The organism is Myceligenerans xiligouense (genome assembly GCF_003814695.1).
In the GTDB taxonomy this organism is placed as follows: Bacteria; Actinomycetota; Actinomycetes; order Actinomycetales; family Cellulomonadaceae; genus Myceligenerans; species Myceligenerans xiligouense.
Genome location: NZ_RKQZ01000001.1, coordinates 500,255 through 516,946, shown reverse-complemented (window position 1 = coordinate 516,946; position 16,692 = coordinate 500,255). Strand labels below are relative to the sequence as shown.

Below are 16,692 nucleotides of genomic sequence, written 5' to 3'. Positions count from 1 at the left end.
GGCGTCCACCGCCCTCATCCGGAACGAATCGAAGGACTTCGCGTGCGCACCATGCTCAACGGATTCAAGGACTTCATCATGCGCGGCAACGTGCTCGACCTCGCCATCGGCATCATCATCGGCGGCGCGTTCACGGCGATCGTCACAGCCCTCACCGGCAGCATCCTCATGCCGCTCGTCGCCTGGATCTTCGGCGCGCCCAACGTCGAGAGCTTCGCCGTCGACCTGCCGAGCCTGCGCAACGGCGAGCCCACGGAGTTCCCGATCGGTCTGCTGCTGCAGTCGGTCCTCGACTTCCTGTTCATCGCCGTGGCGCTCTACTTCTTCGTCGTCCTCCCGATCACGAAGATGATGGCGATGCGCAAGACCCCGGAGGAGGAGATCGAGGAGACCCTCGAGAAGGACGTCGAGCTCCTCACCGAGATCCGCGACCTCCTGCGCGCCCAGGTCACCACTCGCTGACAGGCGGATGCACCCGCCCGGGCCGGCGCAGCGTCCCACCGGCCCCGTCCGGTGACCGGTCCATGCTCGTGCGAGCGCCGGCCGGGTGGGCTGACGGGATCGGCGGCCCGGAGCATCGGCCCTCGCTCGCGCGAGAGCCGGATCGGACCACCGCGCTCCGGGTGCGGACCGATCACCTGGGCTCAGCTCACCAGTGCGGAGGCACGTCCCGCAGCAGCCGTTCGTCGTTGCTCCCGTGCTCGCCACCGGCGGCCCCTTCAGCAGCCTCGCCCCAGCCGTCGCCACGCTCGTCGGAGCTCACCCCGGACACGGCCTCGCGCTCGTTCCCGCGCCGCACCGCCCGCCGGGCCCTCCGTCGCCGGGGCCGCGCGGAGCCGGCGTCCGTTCCCCTACCGGGGGTCGATTCCTCACCCACCACTCCATCCTCCCACTCCGAGGACGGCGCCCCGCCCCGCGGGAGTCAGCCCTCCACGACCTGCGGCACCGCCACGAAACCCGCGCTCCCGACCCTGGCGTCCCGCACCCGCAGCACGACCTGCCGCACCCGTTCCGCCTCCGCGTCCGGATCCAGGAACGCCGCGGCCGACCACACCTGAGCCACCACCCATCCGAGCTTCTCGAGCCGGTTCGCCATCTGCCGGTCCCGCACGCGGATCGAGGGCTCGGCCACGTAGGCGGCGTCGTCGGTGAGCACCGCCACCAGGAGCTCGCCGGGAACGTCCGGATGCCCCACGGCCAGCGGGATCCGTTCCCCGTCGCCGATCCCGTAGTCGGTCTCCACGACGAGCCCGGCCTTCCACAGCCGCTCGCCGAGGTCCCCCACGAGCCGGTCCGGTTCCCGGGCGACGTCCACCCCGTTGCCGAGTTCGACGTCGTCCGCCTGGCCGTCGCGGGAGGCCGCGAACGCCAGCACCTCGCGCAGGAGCTTCGGGCCCGGCCCGCGCAACCGCTCGGGGTCGATGTCGTCCGCGCCGAAGCACGAGACCACGTGCAGCCTCTTGCGTGTCGCGCCGAGCGCACCCAGGAGCATCCCGTCGCCGCCCGCCTCGCCGAGCGCGCCGAACCGGTGCAGCACGCGGCCGTGCGGCGTGCGGCCGAACCCGAGGGTCAGCACGATCGTGTCGCGCTGCAGGCCGGCCACACCGGAGACGTCGGCCACCACCACCGGTTCCGGGCGCTTGCCCGAGAAGAACGGCGCGAGTGCCGGGTTGGACCGCACCTCGGCCAGCAGCGCCTCGCGGACGCGGTCCGCGTGCGTCGCCGTCACCGTGACGATCCCGAACGTCTCCTCCGGCCGCGTCATCGCGTGTTCGATCGCGAGCTCCACCACGCGGTCCGCCTCGGCGCGGGTCGACTCGACGGCGCCCGACACCGGATCCGGCATCCCCGTGCCGTCCACCAGCCAGTGGCGCACCAGGGGCTCGGTACGGGGCACGGGGGCGGGCCGCAGCACGCCGTCGTACCCGTGCGCGGCGAGCAGCGCGGTCAGCGCGGGGTCGCGGCGGCTGGGCTCGGAAGCCAGCGAGACCGCGGGCAGCAGGTCGGACAGCTCCCGCACCGCCGTGCCCGACGCCGACCGCGGGTCCCCCACCACCATCACCTGACGCCCGCGGGCGATCGCCGGGACGACCACCTCGAGGGGCACGTGCTGGACGGCGTCGAGCACCACGAGGTCCGCGGTGCGCTCGGGCGGCAGCAGATGGGGCACGAGCGTGGGCGTGGAGATCATCGTGGGGCGCAGGCGCCGGGCCACGGCGCCGTGGTTCGCGACCATGTCGCGTACGGACGTCAGCTTGCCGTCGACGAGCTCGGTGTACAGCGCCTCGGCGTCGTCGCGTTCGTCACGCATCGCGCTGCCCAGGTGCGCCCGGACGGCCACCTGCACCGGACCGGGCAGCGCGTCCACGTGGCGCACGTCGAGCTCACGGAACCGTCCCGCGAGCGCGTCGAGGCCGGCCCCGTCCTGCTCGGCGAGCGCCGGCTCGGAGGCGAGGATCTCCTCGAACACCGAGGTCCACCACGCCAGGTCCAGCTCCGCGCCCACCTGCGCCGGCTCGACGCGGCGCGCGGCGAGGTCGTCGACGAGGTCGCCCAGGCCGGCGCCACGCGCCCGGAGCAGGATCGCGGTGCGCTCGGGGAGATGAGTCAGGGCGTCGGCGTCGCCGGCGAGCGCCTCGAGCCGTTGCCGCAGGGCGTCGAGGTCGAGTTCGGCGAGGCCGCCTCCGGCGTGCGAGGTCGCGACCGCCGGTTCGAGTGCCTCGACGTCGATCCGCACGGCCTCGTACGTCTCCTCGATGGCCGCGAGCCCTTCGGGCAGGGTCGGCCAGCCGCCGCGCGGGCACTGCTCCTGCCAGACCTCGCGCTGCTCGGCCACTTCGAGGAGGGCTTCGTGCATGTCGGACAGGCGGACGCCCGGGCGCACCATCGCGCGGGCGCGCTTGCGCAGGCGGCGACGTTCCAGCCAGCCCATCTCGATGCCGTGCTCGGCCCGCCAGCGTCCGGAGGCGGTCGCGTGGACGAGGTCCTCGGCGGTCCGTTCGAAGACCATCGGCTGGAAGACGTCGAGCGTGCCGCGCATGCCGGCGAGCATCGCGAGCTGTTCGGCCCACTGCGCGAGGCTGGTGGCGGGGACCAGGCCGGTCACCTGGACGACGTACTCGATCTGCTCGCGCAGGCGGGGCACGGTCTCGTCACGCAGCCGCCGGACGCGGGTGAGCGCGTCGCGGGCGGCGCGGTCGGTGGTGATCTGCGCGCCGAACCACGGTGACGTGGCGGACTTCAGGGAGAACGCGCCCAGTTCGGCGGCGCGGGCGAGGTCGCGGGCGTGCTCGGCGCGCTTGTCCTCGGTGAGGCCGCGGACGGTGTCGGGCGCGAGCCGCACGGTGGTGGACGGCGCCGGTTTCTGGGACGTCAGCCGCGCGAGCGCCTGGAGGGCGTCGTAGGCGCTGATGCGCTGCTGTCCGCGCGGCTCGTGCAGGGCGTCGATGTACCCGGCGAGCTGGGAGCGGGCGCCGATGAGGGCGTCGCGCACGCGGGCGACGGCGTCGGTGTCGACGGTGCCGGACCCGGCCGTCATCGCGGTCAGGAGCCGGTGGGAGACGATCTGCCGCCAGGAGGGGGTCGGTGCGACGTCGAGCAGCAGGCCCTCGAGTCCGAGGGCGTCCAGGCGTGCGATGAGCGCGTCGGCGGCGCGGCGGTGCCCGGGGACGTACAGCACCGACCGGCCCGACGCGTTGGCCTCCGCGACCACGGCCGCCAGCGTCCCCGCGACGTCGGAGCCCACGGGGGCGTCCACGAACAGGTGGTTGCCGGTGGCCAGGGCGTCCACGACGTGCCGCTGCCGGGGGTCGAGGTCGCCGACGCCGCGCTCCCGCGCCGGGTTGGCATCGCCCACCCGCGGTTCGGGGAGTTCGAGGGCGTTCAGCGTGCCGATCGCCTCGGCGACGCCGGCGGCGGCGGCCACCACCTCGTGGCGTCCCAGGGACGGTGTGAGCTCGTCGAGGTCGTCGACGAGGACCTGGCCGGGGTGCACGAAGGTGCCGACCAGGACTCTCTGGTCCAGGTCGAAGTCGCCGAGCACGGCCGTGCCGAGTGAGGCGACGCGGTGCAGGACGTCGGTGGGGTCGAAGCCGGCGATGGTGAACGCCGCCTTCGCGAGCGCGGCGGGGTCGAGCAGCGCGCCGTGGGCGCGCAGTGTCCGTGCCACCTCGGGGTTGAGCTCGGCCGCGGCCTCGAGGGTGATGTCGTAGTCGGCGTCGGCGTCGCCGCGCGGCGTCAGGGTCACGGGCCGCAGGAGCACGGGCGCGCGCACCACGCGGGGTTCGCCGCCGTCGCGGTCCGTGGCCGACGACGCGGCGGGGGTTGCCCGTGGCTTGTCCTCGCCCGCGTCCGCCGTCGTCCGCGGGTCGTGTGCGCCCTCGGTGCGGCCGGTGACGCGGGCGAGCGCCTCCATGTCGTCGGTATGGCCGGGCGCGGACCGCTCCGTCCAGGTCGCGACGCCGATCGCGAGGTAGGTGGGGGCGACGCCGTAACGCTGCGCGTGCTCGGCGGACCGCGCGGCCACGGCCTGTGCCCGACGACGGGCCGCGGGCAGCGCACCGGCCTCACGCACCAGGTTGGACAGGCGGGTGGGCCGGCCCGCGAAGAGCTGCGCGACGCCTGACGGGTGGGCCGCCGACAGGTCGATGACCGCCTCGCCGAGCAGGCCGATGTCCGTGAGCGACGAGCTGCCGGCCAGCTCGACCAGCCCGGCGCGCCAGCCCGCGATCGCCCCGGCGAGTTGCGGGCTGGTGTTCTCGGCGCCGTCGGTGCCGGTGGACCGGGTGCTGCCGCCCGCGAGCGAGGGCTCCTCCGCCGCCGCGAGTTCGTCGGCGGGCTCCTCCAGGTTCTCGGCCAGCACCGCCGTGATCGATGCGGACAGATCGTGGTCCGCCCCCGGGTCCCGGGCGGCTGCGGTCTGACGGCGTGCGGCGTTCACCCCAGCAAACTAACCGCCGCCCGCCCCGCGCCCGGCGCGACACACCGGCCGGCGCACCGACCGCGGCGTCACGGCCGGTGATGCCCGGGCGCGGCGGCCCCGCTCCCTTCCGCGGGCGCACGGCCGGGCGCCTTCTCGACCGCCCGGCCCTGCTTTATGGCGAAAAGGGGGTTCTGGCACATCACATGCGCTCAGGCCTCACCCGACCGACACTGGCGAATGTGCGGATAGTTCCGCACCACAGAAAAGGGGACCGTGATCATGGATCGGAAGATCCTTCGCATTCGCATTTCTGTAGCCGTGTCGGTGAGCGCACTGGTGCTCTCCGCCGCCGCGTGGGGCCCGGGCCTGGACGGCCGGGCCGGGAACGGGAGCGACGCGCTCCGCGTGCTCATCGGCCCTGGTGACGGCGGCGAGACCAGGTCGGTGCGCGCGGCCGTCCGGGCCTGGTCCGCGGGTTCGGAGCGGGGGGCGACCGTGCGGGTCGCGGCGGACATGCCCCGGCAGCTGTCCCGGCAGTTCGCGAACGACAGCCCGCCCGACGTGTTCGCCATCGACACCGACGAGCTCGCGGCATACGCCACGCGAGGATTCCTGCGCCCGTACGGCGACGACCTGCCCGGCACCGAGCGGCTCGACCCCGTGTTCGTCGAGACCTTCACCGTCGACGGCGACCTCGTCTGTGCGCCGAAGGGTCGGGCTCCCGACGGCGTCGCACTGCCGGCGGGGACGGCGTCAGGCAGCCCACCCACCACGGAGTGCTGGGGGGTCGCCGCCGAGTCGGCCGACCACGAGGCCGCCGTGGATCTGGTGCGGCACCTCACCCGGTCAGCGTCCGACGCCGAAGGCGAGTGACACGCCCCGCGGACGCGCCGCGTGGCGGGGGTGGTGCGCCTGATTGGATTCGCAGTCGTCGGCCCCTACCCCGTCGTCGCCCCGGAGCCCCGATACGACGCGAGCACGCCCCGAGTGTTCAGCTCGGGGCGTGCTTGGCGTGTGGTCCCAGCTCGATTCGCATCGGGGGGCTGCTGCGGATCGCGTGGCGCGACGATCCGCCGACGCCATCAAGTCCCGCCGGGCCAGCTCCCGCGGCCAGCGCCTCCCGACGCGCCCTCCTCTGTCGAACACCGGTCTGGCTAGAGACGCCACACCACCGACACCCGCTTCATCCCAAGCGGGTGTCGAGAGATCGTGCCATCCCTGCCGCCCGAGTGGCCGGTGAGCACATCAGGAGCCGGACGCGTCATCCGGCGCCGTCGTCGGCCCAGGCGACGGCAACTCCTCTACCTGCCCGGGTGTGGCCGGGAGCAGGGTCGACAGCCCCTGACACGTCGGCGGATCTGCGATGTAGACGTTGGTGACGTTCGTTTCATTGTTGATAGTCACGTCGGTCACGGTGTCGCCGGCCACGGTCGCGTTGCCGCCGGTCGCCTCGATCACGTCGTCGATGGTGGCCACCCCTGGGGCGGCGCTTGCCGAGCGGACGCTCCAGACCAGCTCGAACAGCATCAGGAGAATTGTGATCACAGCGTAGATTTCACGGCGGAGCTCGGCCCGCCGGCTCCAGATGTCCTGCCGGCTCAGCGCCCCGCCCTCGGCTCCATCCTGGCCCCCATGATCTGCCGGACCACCCGGACCGCGGCCGCCGCCAGCTCCGCGACCGCCGCCCGAGCCGCCCACGACCGAGTGCGGCTTCGTCGCGCCCGTCACGGGCGCGATCCTCGTGGACCGCACGACGGAGCCAGTCGGCCGGGCCGCGACTCGCGGCGATCCGAGCAGATCAGCCTTGCTGGTCGGCCGCTGGTCGGTGAGCGCCCGGACCGCGGTGGAGGCGCTCGACTGCCGTTCGACCACGCGAGCCGGCCGCTCCGGCACCCCGGAGAAGGCTCGGGTGACGGCCGCCCCACCCCACTGGCATTCGATCATGCGGTTGAACTGCTGCATGTGGTGGAACACATGGTCGGTCAGCGGCTTGGTGGCGGCGACGACGGCACTGAGATGCCGTTCGGCCGCACAGGCATGCGGCTCGAGGAGCTTGGTGATCTGCTCGGCGACCGCGAACACCTCACGGTGTCGCCCGAGCACCCGGTTGTACTGCTCCATCCGCGCGTACAGCTCCTCCACTGCGGAACGCTTCGTGGACCAGCTCCGCGTCGAGGCTCCCACCGCGGCGACCTTGCGGACCGTACGGGCAAATTTCTCTATATCTGACATGCCAACTCCTGGGGTTTTGCCTTATATATCTAGCTTACGTGATCATGCCTTCGCAGCGCGGGTATCGGTCGAGACATCGGTCGAGGCCTGTACGCCTCACCCCGGAACAGAGGCCGCGCCTCCGCTCGGGGGACCACCTCGGTGCCCTGCCGCGTTTCCACCTCACGGGTACTGCCGTTGTTCGGGTACCCACCTCGGCGCTTAAATCCATCCCCGCACCGGTCCGGTCCGGGAATATCAACATCATAAACCTCTCACCGACCCCTATGTATTCCGAGGAGCCCACGACACGCACGGGAGACCCTGCCGAACTGCGTCAATGACGTTGCTAAACATCGATGCGTGTTGTCAAAGTAGTCGACGTGCTGACACCCCGCCTGGGCTGGGAACTTGCCGATCTTGCGATGTTGAACGACTGACCAACTTTAATCTCGCCGGCTTTGCGAGATCGGTTTCTACCACCTGAGATCAGTGTGCCGAATCTTGTCTGGGTGGAGATGGTGAAGGAAGTGTCACGCCCGGTTTCCACATCGTTTGAACTTAGAGCCAGTGGTTGATCGGTGACCCGGCGCGTACGCGAAGCCGTCAGCGTCGACCAGGTAGCACACGTCGAGGCCCTAACCATGGCGGCATGACAACGGCCTGCCCGTGCGATACGTCCCATCACGGTCGCCGCCCACGATGGGTCCGCGCGGGGCAACACCCCGGGCAACTCCCCGCGCCGGACCCGGCCGGCCAAGCCCTCGCCCAGCGCCCCCAGGCAGCCCGTCGGCGCCCCGTCGCCAGGCCCGCCCGCGCCCGCCTCGCGCGGCTCCAGCTCACCCACCACCGAGCCCTCCGGCACCCCGCCCCAGGACACGAAGAAGCAGGTGCAGGCATCCTCACCGCACTCGCAGTGATATTCGTGGTCGAGCCGAGGATCCGAGGAAGGCACGGAGGGGACATGCCTTCGAAACGAGCAAGGCCCCTTACCGGCGTCTTTGCAGGTAAGGGGCCTATTCCGTTGGTGCGCCTGATTGGATTCGAACCAACGACACCCGCTTTAGGAGAGCGGTGCTCTATCCACTGAGCTACAGGCGCTCGGGCACACAGCCTAACGTGAACGAGACCGCGGTCATGCCCGGACGACGACCGGCACGCCCGCCGGGAGGTCCTTGACCGCGTCGAACCCCGCGGGCGTGAGCCGGACGCACCCGTTGCTGATCTCCTGCCCCTGGCCCACGCCGACGTGGAGCGCGGTCGCCGCGTAGTTCACGCCCGCGAACGTGTCGAGCGCCTCCGACTGCGCCGACAGGAACAGGCTCAGCCCCGTGTTCGACGCCATGGTCACGGTCATGACCTGCGCCACGCCGCGCGGCGTCGGCGTGCTCGGCGCCCCGATGCCGGCGGGAAGGGTGATCCGCTCGTCGCCGGCGTCGACGAGCACGGCACGATCCGAGAGGTCGACGACGATCGAGCGGTCCTCCCGCTCCAGACCGACGGTCTTCTTCTGCACCCAGCCGGCCGCGCCGTTCACCCCGCCCGGGTCGGAGGACGGGAGCGCGCCACGGCCGTACGGCAGGAGCACCTGCACCCAGTCGCCCTCGGTCTGCAGCACCAGCCAGCGCGCGTCGTAGTCGTACTGGGTGGAGGCCAGCGCGAGACGCGGCATCGTCGAGGCGTCCGGCTCGGCCCAGACCGCCGTGCGGTCCTCCTTCGGGACGGCGGCCTTGCCGGGCAGGTCGCCCAGGGTCGCCACCGTCGACCGCGGCATGCGCGGCAGGACGGACTCGATCGTCGGAACCTCGAGCGCGGCCAGGTCGAACTCGACGGGTGTGGGGCTCGGCGTGGGCGAGGGGGTCGGCGACGGGCTCGCGACCGATGGCGCCGCTTCGGCCGCCCACCGCGCGGTGGGATCGTCCTGGAGCACCGCGATCACTCCGGCCCCGGCGACCACGAGCAGGGCGATCGCACCCCCGACGAGTGCCACGACCCGGCCCCGGCTCAGCGTGCCCCCGGAATCCGTGACCAGCCCGGCGGACAGGCCGGCGCCCTGCGGTCCCGCGGGTGCGTTCATCCCCGTCACCTCCATCCGGAACTCATTGTGCCGGAGGATCCGCAGCTCGGCCCCGAGCGAAAACGGAATGTCATACAAGTCCGATATCTTTTTGCCGCACGCGCCCGAAACCCCCAGTTCCCCGAGGAGAGTCCAGTGCCCCCGAACCCGCAGCAGCTCCGCTCACGAAAACTGGTGCTGACTGCCGCCGTCTCCGTCGCGCTGGTCTCCACGGGCTCCGCCTACCTGGCGATGGTGCAGTTCGGTATCGACGTCCTGGCGATGGACCCCGCCACGGCGTACGCCACGGCCGGCGTCTTCGAACTGTCCCTGGTCACCGTGGCGCTCCTGGCTCGCGAGGCGGCCAAGGACAACCGCCCCGGCGGCACGCTGCTCACGCTGACGTGGGCGCTCTCGTCCGCGTCCGGGGCGTTCGCCGCCTGGCACGAGATCTTCATCGGCCACCCGGTGGGCGCCGGGATCTTCCGCTTCCTGGTCCCGCTGCTGGCCGCCTTGATGTGGCACCTGGCTCTCATCGGGGACCGCCACCTCGCGACAGGCATGTCCTGGTCCGGCCTGCGCCAGGCGCGGCGGATGCACGCGCTGTTCCTGACCACCGAGGACCTGTTCCGGGCCCAGAGCCTCCTCGACAGGTCGCGGTCCTCCCGCCGCCGGCTGCTGCGCGCGGAAGCGAGACGGCGTCGTGCCCGGTCGATCGCGCTGCGCACCGTCCCGCCCACGGAGATGCGCGCCCAGGTCGCCGCGTGGGCCGAGGCCCTGTCGGCCGTCGGCGACGGAACCGCCGACGTCGCGCGCCTGCATGCCGATGACCGGCGGCGGCTGGCCGGCGTCCTCGTGTCCGACGAGGAACCCGCCGCGCCGGAGTACGAGCGCCGCGCGGTCGACGCCGTCGTCGCCGACCTCGCGCCGACGGGACGCGGTCGGCCTGCCCTGTCGCCCGCCGAGGGCGCGTCGGCCGCCGACCACGCGAGGATCGCGGCCGCCGAGCCCCGCGACGGCCGGGCGATCGAGGAGGCCTGGACACCGTCCCCGCGCCCGGAATCCGCGGATCGGCCCGTCGCATCCACCGCGCCCGCCGCGCCCGCCGCATCCGCCGATCCGGCGGCCGAGCGACGACGCCCCTACGGCGAGGGGGCGGCGGCCGCGGTCGCGGCGCTGACCGGCGCGGCCCCGCACGCGGCAGGGGTGCGCCCCATCGGAGCTCCGGCGCCGCAGGCTCCGGCGCCGGTCCGGCCGCCGACCGGGGCGATTCCCGTGGCGACCGTGGTGGCCCGGCCCGGACCGCAGCCCGTCGAACAACGTCGGGCTGCCGCCCTCGACGACCGCCGCACCGAGGTGCGCTCCTCCGCGCCGGCTCCCCGGACGGACGACGCGGAACGCCGGACGAGATCCGACCGCAGCACCACCCCCGCCGAGCGGCGGCCCGGCACACGGCTCGACGAGGCGACCGTGAACCGCATCATCGATCTCCGCGCCCAGGGGGCGACCCTGAAGTCCATCGCGAAGCAGCTGAGCGTGAGCGAACGGACGGTGAGCAAGCACCTCAAGACGTTCGAGGCGACGGGCTCGATCCCGGTGGTCCGGACCTGATGCCCGCCGCCTCGGCGGCCGTCACACGAGGTCTCTGACCTCGGCGTACTGCGCCCGGATCACCGGACGCGGATCCGCGTCCAGGGTGGCGGCGATCGTGGTCGACCACTCCGGCGGCGCGACCGGTGCCGCGCCCGCGCCCGTCGTCGGCTCCGAGGCCGGGCCGGACGCGGCCGCGAGCACCCACGCCGCCTGGCGGGCGGCGCCGTCGGCGACGTACTCGCCGGGCTCGGGGACCGCGATCGGCAGGCCGAACACCTGCGGCGCGATCTCCTGGACGGCCGGCGACTGTGCCGCCCCGCCGATCAGCATGACGCGCTCCACGGGCACGCCCTGCGCCCGCAGTGCGTCGAGTCCGTCCGCGAGCCCGCACAGCATGCCCTCGATGTAGGCGCGCGCGAGGTGCGGGCGGGTCGACGTCGCCAGGCGGATGCCGTGCAGCGTCCCGGTGGCGTCGGGCCGGTTGGGGGTGCGCTCGCCCTCCAGGTAGGGGACGAGGACCAGGCCGTCGGACCCGGCGGGAGCCTGGAGCGCGAGCGACGCGAGCTCGTCGAAGCCGACGCCGAGCACCTCCCGCGCGGCGTCGAGCACGCGGGCCGCGTTGAGCGTGACGGCGAGCATCAGGGCGTTGCCCGCGGCGTCGGCGAAACCGTTGATCGCGCCGGACCCGTCGGCGGTGCGCCGCGGCGCCACCGCGGACACCACGCCCGAGGTGCCGATCGAGATCGCGACGTCGCCCGGCGTCATGCCGACGCCCAGCGCCGCGCCCGCGTTGTCCCCGGCACCCGGGCCGATGAGCGCGCCGCCGTCGACGTCGGCCCCCGCCACGGACGGGTGCGCGACGCCGCCGGACCCGGCCGGCCCGAGCACACGCGGCAGCACGACGTCGTCGCGGCCGAGAGCCATGCGGAGCAGGTCGGCACGGTACTCGCCGGCCCCGTCCGCGCCCTGCGCGTCGTAGTACCCCGTGCCGGACGCGTCGGACCGGTCGGTGAACAGGGCGTTCAGGTCCGGGCCGAGCGGGGCGCTCGGGTCTCCCGCCGGGCCGTAGCCGGCGATACGCCAGGACAGCCAGTCGTGCGGGAGCGCGACAGCGGCGACCTGCGCGGCGTTGTCCGGCTCGGCATCGTGCAGCCAGCGGAGCTTGGTGACGGTGAGGGACGCGACCAGGACCGAGCCGACGGCGTCGGCCCACCGCTGGGCGCCGACGGTGCGGTCACCCTCGCCGAGCTCGGCGACCAGCGTCTCGGCGGCGTCGGCGGAACGGGTGTCGTTCCACAGGAGGGCGTCGCGGATGACCCGGCCCTCGGCGTCGAGGACGACCATGCCGTGCTGCTGGCCGCCGACGGCGATCGCGGCGACGTCGGCGAGGCCGCCGGCGGCCTCGGCGGCCTGGGTGAACGCGGTCCACCAGTGGTCGGGGTGGACCTCGGTGCCGTCCGGGTGCTTGGCGGAGCCGGACCGGACCAGCTCCCCGGTGGCGGCGTCGCGGACGACGATCTTGCAGGACTGCGTGGAGGTGTCCACGCCGGCGACGAGGGGCATCAGTGCTCCTGGTGGGGGGAAACGACAGGCACGGGAAGAACGACTACCGGGACGCCGGCCGGCGAGCTGCTGCTGCCGGCCGGCGTCCAGGGTGTCGGAACCAGGATGCCGACCCCGCGTCGACGACGCGACGGGTCAGCACCCGGGTTCCGGGAGGAGGGACGGGAGGCTCAGCCGATGAGGTGCTTCAGCGCGAGCTGGTGGAGCTTGACCAGACCGTAGTCGCGCTCCGCCAGGGCGTCGACGTCGTACGTCTCGTCCGAGGCGAGGAACTGCTCGATGGTCTCGCCCTCGGCCAGGGTGGACTCGCCGAGCTCGAAGATACCGGCGTGCTCGAAGGCGGCCTGCACCTCGGAGTCCGCGCGGTACTCCGCCGCCTTGGCCGCGAGCATGTCGTAGGTGGCCATGTTCGCCTTGGCCGACTCCCACACGCCGTCCAGGTGCTCGGTGCGCGAGGGCTTGTAGTCGAAGTGGCGCGGGCCCTCGTAGCGCGGGCCGCCGTTCGGGAAGCCGTTCTCCAGCAGGTCCACGGTGAAGAACGCGGACAGCAGGTCGCCGTGGCCGAACACGAGGTCCTGGTCGTACTTGGGCCCGTGCTGGCCGTTCAGGTCGATGTGGAAGAGCTTGCCGCAGTACAGCGCGAGCGCGATGCCGTGCGTGTAGTTCAGGCCCGCCATCTGCTCGTGGCCCGTCTCCGGGTTGAGGCCGACGATGTCGCCGTTGTCGAGCGTGTCGATCAGGGCGATGGCGTGGCCGATGGTCGGCAGGAAGATGTCGCCGCGCGGCTCGTTCGGCTTGGGCTCCAGACCGATCCTCAGGTCGTAGCCCTGCGACTTGATGTAGGCGGCGACGGTGTCGATGCCCTCCGCGTAGCGGGCGTGGGCCGAGGCCAGGTCCTTGGAGTTGTCGTACTCGGTGCCCTCACGACCACCCCACATGACGAAGGTGGAGGCGCCCATCTCCGCGGCGAGGTCGACGTTGCGCAGCACCTTGCGCAGGCCGAACCGGCGCACCTGCCGGTTGTTCGAGGTGAACGCGCCGTCCTTGAAGATCGGGTGCTGGAAGGTGTCGGTGGTGACCATCTCGCAGACCAGGCCGGACTCCGCGGCGGCCTTCTTCACCGAGTCGATGTGCGCCTGCCGGGCCGACTCGTCGGCGTCGAACGGGAACACGTCGTTGTCGTGGAACGTGAAGCCCCAGGCGCCGAGGTCGGCGAGCTTGCGGATGGACTCGGCCGGGTCGAGGGCCGGGCGGGTCGCGGCGCCGAACGGGTCCTGGGCTCTCCAGCCGATGGTCCACAGGCCGAAGGAGTACTTGATGTCGCTCACGTGGATCTCCTCGTCGAGGTCGGCCCGCGCGCACGGCGCAGCGTCCCTGCGACGCCGCGAGCCTATTTGTTGTACGAATGAACTATCCCCCGAGAACTCCGCTACAGTCAAGGCGTGACCACGACGTCGGCGGCCTCCCGTCAGCACACCCTGCGCGAACGCAACCTCGAACTCGTGGCACGGGCGGTCTTCGAGGCCCCGGAGCCCCCGTCCCGCGCGGGCGTCGCCGCGACGACCGGCCTCACCCGCGCGACCGTCTCCACCCTGATCGACCAGCTCATCGGGGCGCGCCTGCTGCGCGAGCTGCCCGCCGTCGCCGACGGACGCGCCGGCCGGCCCGCCGTGCCGCTCGTCCCCGCGGGCCGCTCCGTCCTCGGCCTCGGGCTCGAGGTGAACGTCGACTACCTCGGCGCCCGCGCGATCGACCTCACGGGCGCGGTCGTCGCGGAGCGCGTGGTGCCGGGCGCGTTCCACGACAGCGACCCCGCCGAGGTGCTCGGCGAGCTCGGCCGGATCGCGAACGACATCGCCCGGGACACGCACGACCGCGGCATGCGGCTCGCCGGGGCACGCCTGGCCCTGCCCGGCCTCGTCGACGCGCGCGCCGGCGTCCTCGACGTCGCGCCGAACCTCGGATGGTCCTCCGTCGCGCCCGTCCCCCTGCTCGGCCTTGCCGGCCTGCCCGTCGAGATCGCCAACGAGGCGAAGCTCGCCGCCCTCGCCGAACTCGGCGGCCCGGGTCCCGCGGGCGCCGGAGCAGCCATACCGGATTCGTTCCTGTACGTCTCGGGCGACGTCGGCATCGGCGCGGCGATCGTCGTCGGGCGCGAGCTGTTCCTCGGGGAACGTGGGTGGAACGGCGAGGTGGGACACGTCGTCGTCGACCCCGCGGGGCCGCGCTGCTCGTGCGGGGCGCGCGGCTGCCTCGAGCAGTTCGCCGGGAAGGAAGCACTGGCCGGCGCCGCCGGTCTCGCCGCCGACGCCCCTCTCGCCGACCTCCTCGCCCTGCTCGGTGCCCCGCGCCCGACGACGGCGGACGCGGGCGGCGACCCGGCCGCGTCCGACGCGGACCCGCCGACGACGGCGCACACGGGCCTGGACTCGCCCGCCTCGCGTGCCGCCGCGGACGCAGCGGTGCGGCGGGCGGGACAGGCACTGGGCTCCGCGCTCGCCGACTTCGTGAACCTCGTCGATGTCCACACCGTGGTGCTGGGCGGGATCTACACGGACCTGCTGCCGTGGCTCCGGCCGGAGGTCGAGTCCGTCCTGGCCGAGCGGGTGCTCGCGGCGCCGTTCGTGGAGCTGGAGGTTCGCTCGGCGCGAGCCGGAGCCCAGGCCGCGCTCACGGGCGGCGCGCACGAGGTGTTGCGCGCCGTGCTGGCGGCCCCGGCGGCCTGGACCTGAGTGCCCGCCGCCGCGACGCCGAACCGGGCGCGGATACGCGTGACGCCCCTCCGGCAGGGGGTCCGAAGGGGCGTCACGATCGGGCCGGAGCCCGATGGGGTATGACGGTGCGCACCGCGCAGGGGGCGGGCGATGCGCACCGTCTGCCCAGAAGTCTGCACCCGATTGGGGCGTGCGTCAACACAAGTTTGGACGCTCGTCCATGTTCGTTGACGACCTGCGGAAACATGCGATGCGCCACCGCGCACGAGGCCGCGCGCCGTGCTGTCGCGTGGTTCCCGGCGGGCTCGCGGCCGAGAAAACAACTGCCCCTCACGGCGTCTGCCACATAGAATCCCGTCCTCGTGACCAAGTTCGTCGAGGCCGTCTTTCCAGAACGTATGGGACGGTCGTTCAGGTGGCTCGTCGGTTCTTCGTGGGTGAGCAACATCGGCGACGGGATCGCCATGGCGGCCGGGCCGCTGCTGGTCGCGTCCCAGACCGGTTCGCCCTTCCTCGTCGCCCTCGCGGCCCTGCTCAACAAGCTGCCGTGGCTGCTGTTCGGGCTGTGGGCCGGAGCCATCGCGGACCGGGTGGACCGCCGTCGGCTCGTGATCGTGGCAGACGCGCTGCGGGTCCTCGTGATCGCCGCGCTGGGCGCCTTCATCGTCACGGGTGCCGTGAACATCACCCTGGTCCTGGCCGTCATGCTCGCCCTCGGCATCGCCGAGGTGTTCGCCGACACCACGAGCCAGACGCTCATGCCGATGCTGGTGGACAAGAAGGACCTGGCGATCGGTCACGCGCGCCTGCAAGCGGGCTTCCTCACGGCGAACCAGCTCGCGGGGCCGCCCCTCGGCGCCCTCCTGTTCGCCGCCGGCATGGTGTGGCCGTTCCTGGTCCAGGCGGTGGCGGTCGGTCTCGCGATCGTGCTGGTCGCGCAGGTGGTGACGCCTCGCGGCCCGGTGCGCGGCGACATCAGCACCCATGTCCGCCAGGACATCGCCGACGGGCTGCGCTGGGTGTGGCGCACCCCGGCCGTGCGCACCCTGATGCTCACGATCCTCACGTTCAACATCACCTACGCCGCCCCGATGGGCGTCCTCGTGCTCTACACGACGGAGCACCTGGGCATGAGCCAGCTGGAGTTCGGCCTCCTGACGACGGCGATGGCCCTGGGTGGTCTGCTCAGCACCGCGGCGTTCGACAAGCTCCAGCGACGGTTCTCGTTCGCCTTGATCATGCGGGTGGTGCTGAGCTGCGAGGTCCTCTGGCATCTGGTGCTCGCCATCAACACGACCGAGTGGGGCGCGTTCGCCGCGATGTTCGCGTTCGGCGCGTACTCGTTCGTGTGGGGCGCGATCTCGAACGCCGTCCGGCAGCGGGCGACGCCGATCGAGCTGCAGGGACGTGTGGGCTCGCTCAACATGGTGTCCGTCTTCGGCGGCATCCTGATCGGCAACGCCCTGGGTGGCGTGATCGCCGAGCAGTGGGGTCTGACGGCGCCGTTCTGGTTCGGCTTCGTGGGAGCCGGGATCACGCTCGCCCTGATCTGGCGGGCGCTGGGCCACATCGCCCACGCGGAGGCCGACTGACGCCGAGAGCTGGCACCAGCGGCCCCGGCGCCTCCTCCGATC

Annotated in this window: 11 protein-coding genes and 1 tRNA gene; 5 read left to right on the top strand and 7 right to left on the bottom strand. The window is 72.8% G+C overall.

Features of this window, described 5'->3' with window-relative positions; translation table 11 throughout:
- The first annotated feature begins 51 nt into the window (after positions 1 to 51).
- Positions 52 to 462, top strand: coding sequence for a large conductance mechanosensitive channel protein MscL (gene mscL, locus EDD34_RS02240; protein WP_123816270.1), 411 nt, complete (start codon positions 52 to 54; stop codon positions 460 to 462).
- 187 nt (positions 463 to 649) lie between these two features.
- Here the strand turns inward: mscL and EDD34_RS02235 are convergent, their stop codons facing one another.
- Positions 650 to 877 (bottom strand): hypothetical protein, encoded by a 228-nt coding sequence (locus tag EDD34_RS02235; RefSeq protein WP_123813123.1) that lies wholly within the window; start codon positions 875 to 877, stop codon positions 650 to 652.
- 45 nt (positions 878 to 922) lie between these two features.
- Complete coding sequence (locus EDD34_RS02230; RefSeq protein WP_123813122.1) at positions 923 to 4,939, bottom strand: hypothetical protein; 4,017 nt, start codon at positions 4,937 to 4,939, stop codon at positions 923 to 925.
- Between the two features lie 261 nt (positions 4,940 to 5,200).
- Between EDD34_RS02230 and EDD34_RS02225 the strand changes: the two genes are divergently transcribed.
- A complete protein-coding gene (locus tag EDD34_RS02225; protein WP_123813121.1) occupies positions 5,201 to 5,794 on the top strand; it encodes a hypothetical protein in 594 nt (197 codons plus the stop codon).
- Between the two features lie 372 nt (positions 5,795 to 6,166).
- Here the strand turns inward: EDD34_RS02225 and EDD34_RS20810 are convergent, their stop codons facing one another.
- The 3 genes from EDD34_RS20810 to EDD34_RS02210 form a co-directional block, all read right to left on the bottom strand.
- Positions 6,167 to 7,153 (bottom strand): hypothetical protein, encoded by a 987-nt coding sequence (locus EDD34_RS20810; RefSeq protein WP_211341472.1) that lies wholly within the window; start codon positions 7,151 to 7,153, stop codon positions 6,167 to 6,169.
- 1,004 nt (positions 7,154 to 8,157) lie between these two features.
- Positions 8,158 to 8,233: transfer RNA gene (locus EDD34_RS02215), tRNA-Arg, on the bottom strand.
- A 34-nt stretch (positions 8,234 to 8,267) separates the two neighbouring features.
- Positions 8,268 to 9,209 carry a L,D-transpeptidase gene (locus EDD34_RS02210; RefSeq protein WP_170176941.1) on the bottom strand — a complete coding sequence of 314 codons (942 nt, stop codon included), beginning with the start codon at positions 9,207 to 9,209 and terminating at the stop codon, positions 8,268 to 8,270.
- 135 nt (positions 9,210 to 9,344) lie between these two features.
- Between EDD34_RS02210 and EDD34_RS02205 the strand changes: the two genes are divergently transcribed.
- On the top strand, positions 9,345 to 10,799 hold the full coding sequence (locus EDD34_RS02205) for a helix-turn-helix domain-containing protein (protein WP_123813119.1): 1,455 nt from the start codon (positions 9,345 to 9,347) through the stop codon (positions 10,797 to 10,799).
- Between the two features lie 21 nt (positions 10,800 to 10,820).
- Here EDD34_RS02205 and EDD34_RS02200 read toward each other — a convergent pair whose 3' ends face one another.
- Together EDD34_RS02200 and xylA are read right to left on the bottom strand one after the other, a co-directional pair.
- Entirely contained in the window at positions 10,821 to 12,344 is a 1,524-nt protein-coding gene (locus EDD34_RS02200) for a xylulokinase (RefSeq protein ID WP_123813118.1), read from the bottom strand.
- A 170-nt stretch (positions 12,345 to 12,514) separates the two neighbouring features.
- A complete protein-coding gene (xylA, locus tag EDD34_RS02195; protein ID WP_123813117.1) occupies positions 12,515 to 13,672 on the bottom strand; it encodes a xylose isomerase in 1,158 nt (385 codons plus the stop codon).
- Between the two features lie 114 nt (positions 13,673 to 13,786).
- Here xylA and EDD34_RS02190 point away from each other — a divergent pair, with 114 nt between their 5' ends.
- Both EDD34_RS02190 and EDD34_RS02185 read left to right on the top strand, forming a co-directional pair.
- The gene (locus EDD34_RS02190) at positions 13,787 to 15,076 is read left to right on the top strand and encodes an ROK family transcriptional regulator (RefSeq protein WP_123813116.1); all 1,290 of its coding nucleotides are present in this window, start codon (positions 13,787 to 13,789) and stop codon (positions 15,074 to 15,076) included.
- Positions 15,077 to 15,420: 344 nt separating this feature from the next.
- The gene (locus EDD34_RS02185; protein ID WP_246012144.1) at positions 15,421 to 16,650 is read left to right on the top strand and encodes an MFS transporter; all 1,230 of its coding nucleotides are present in this window, start codon (positions 15,421 to 15,423) and stop codon (positions 16,648 to 16,650) included.
- Positions 16,651 to 16,692: the final 42 nt, after the last annotated feature.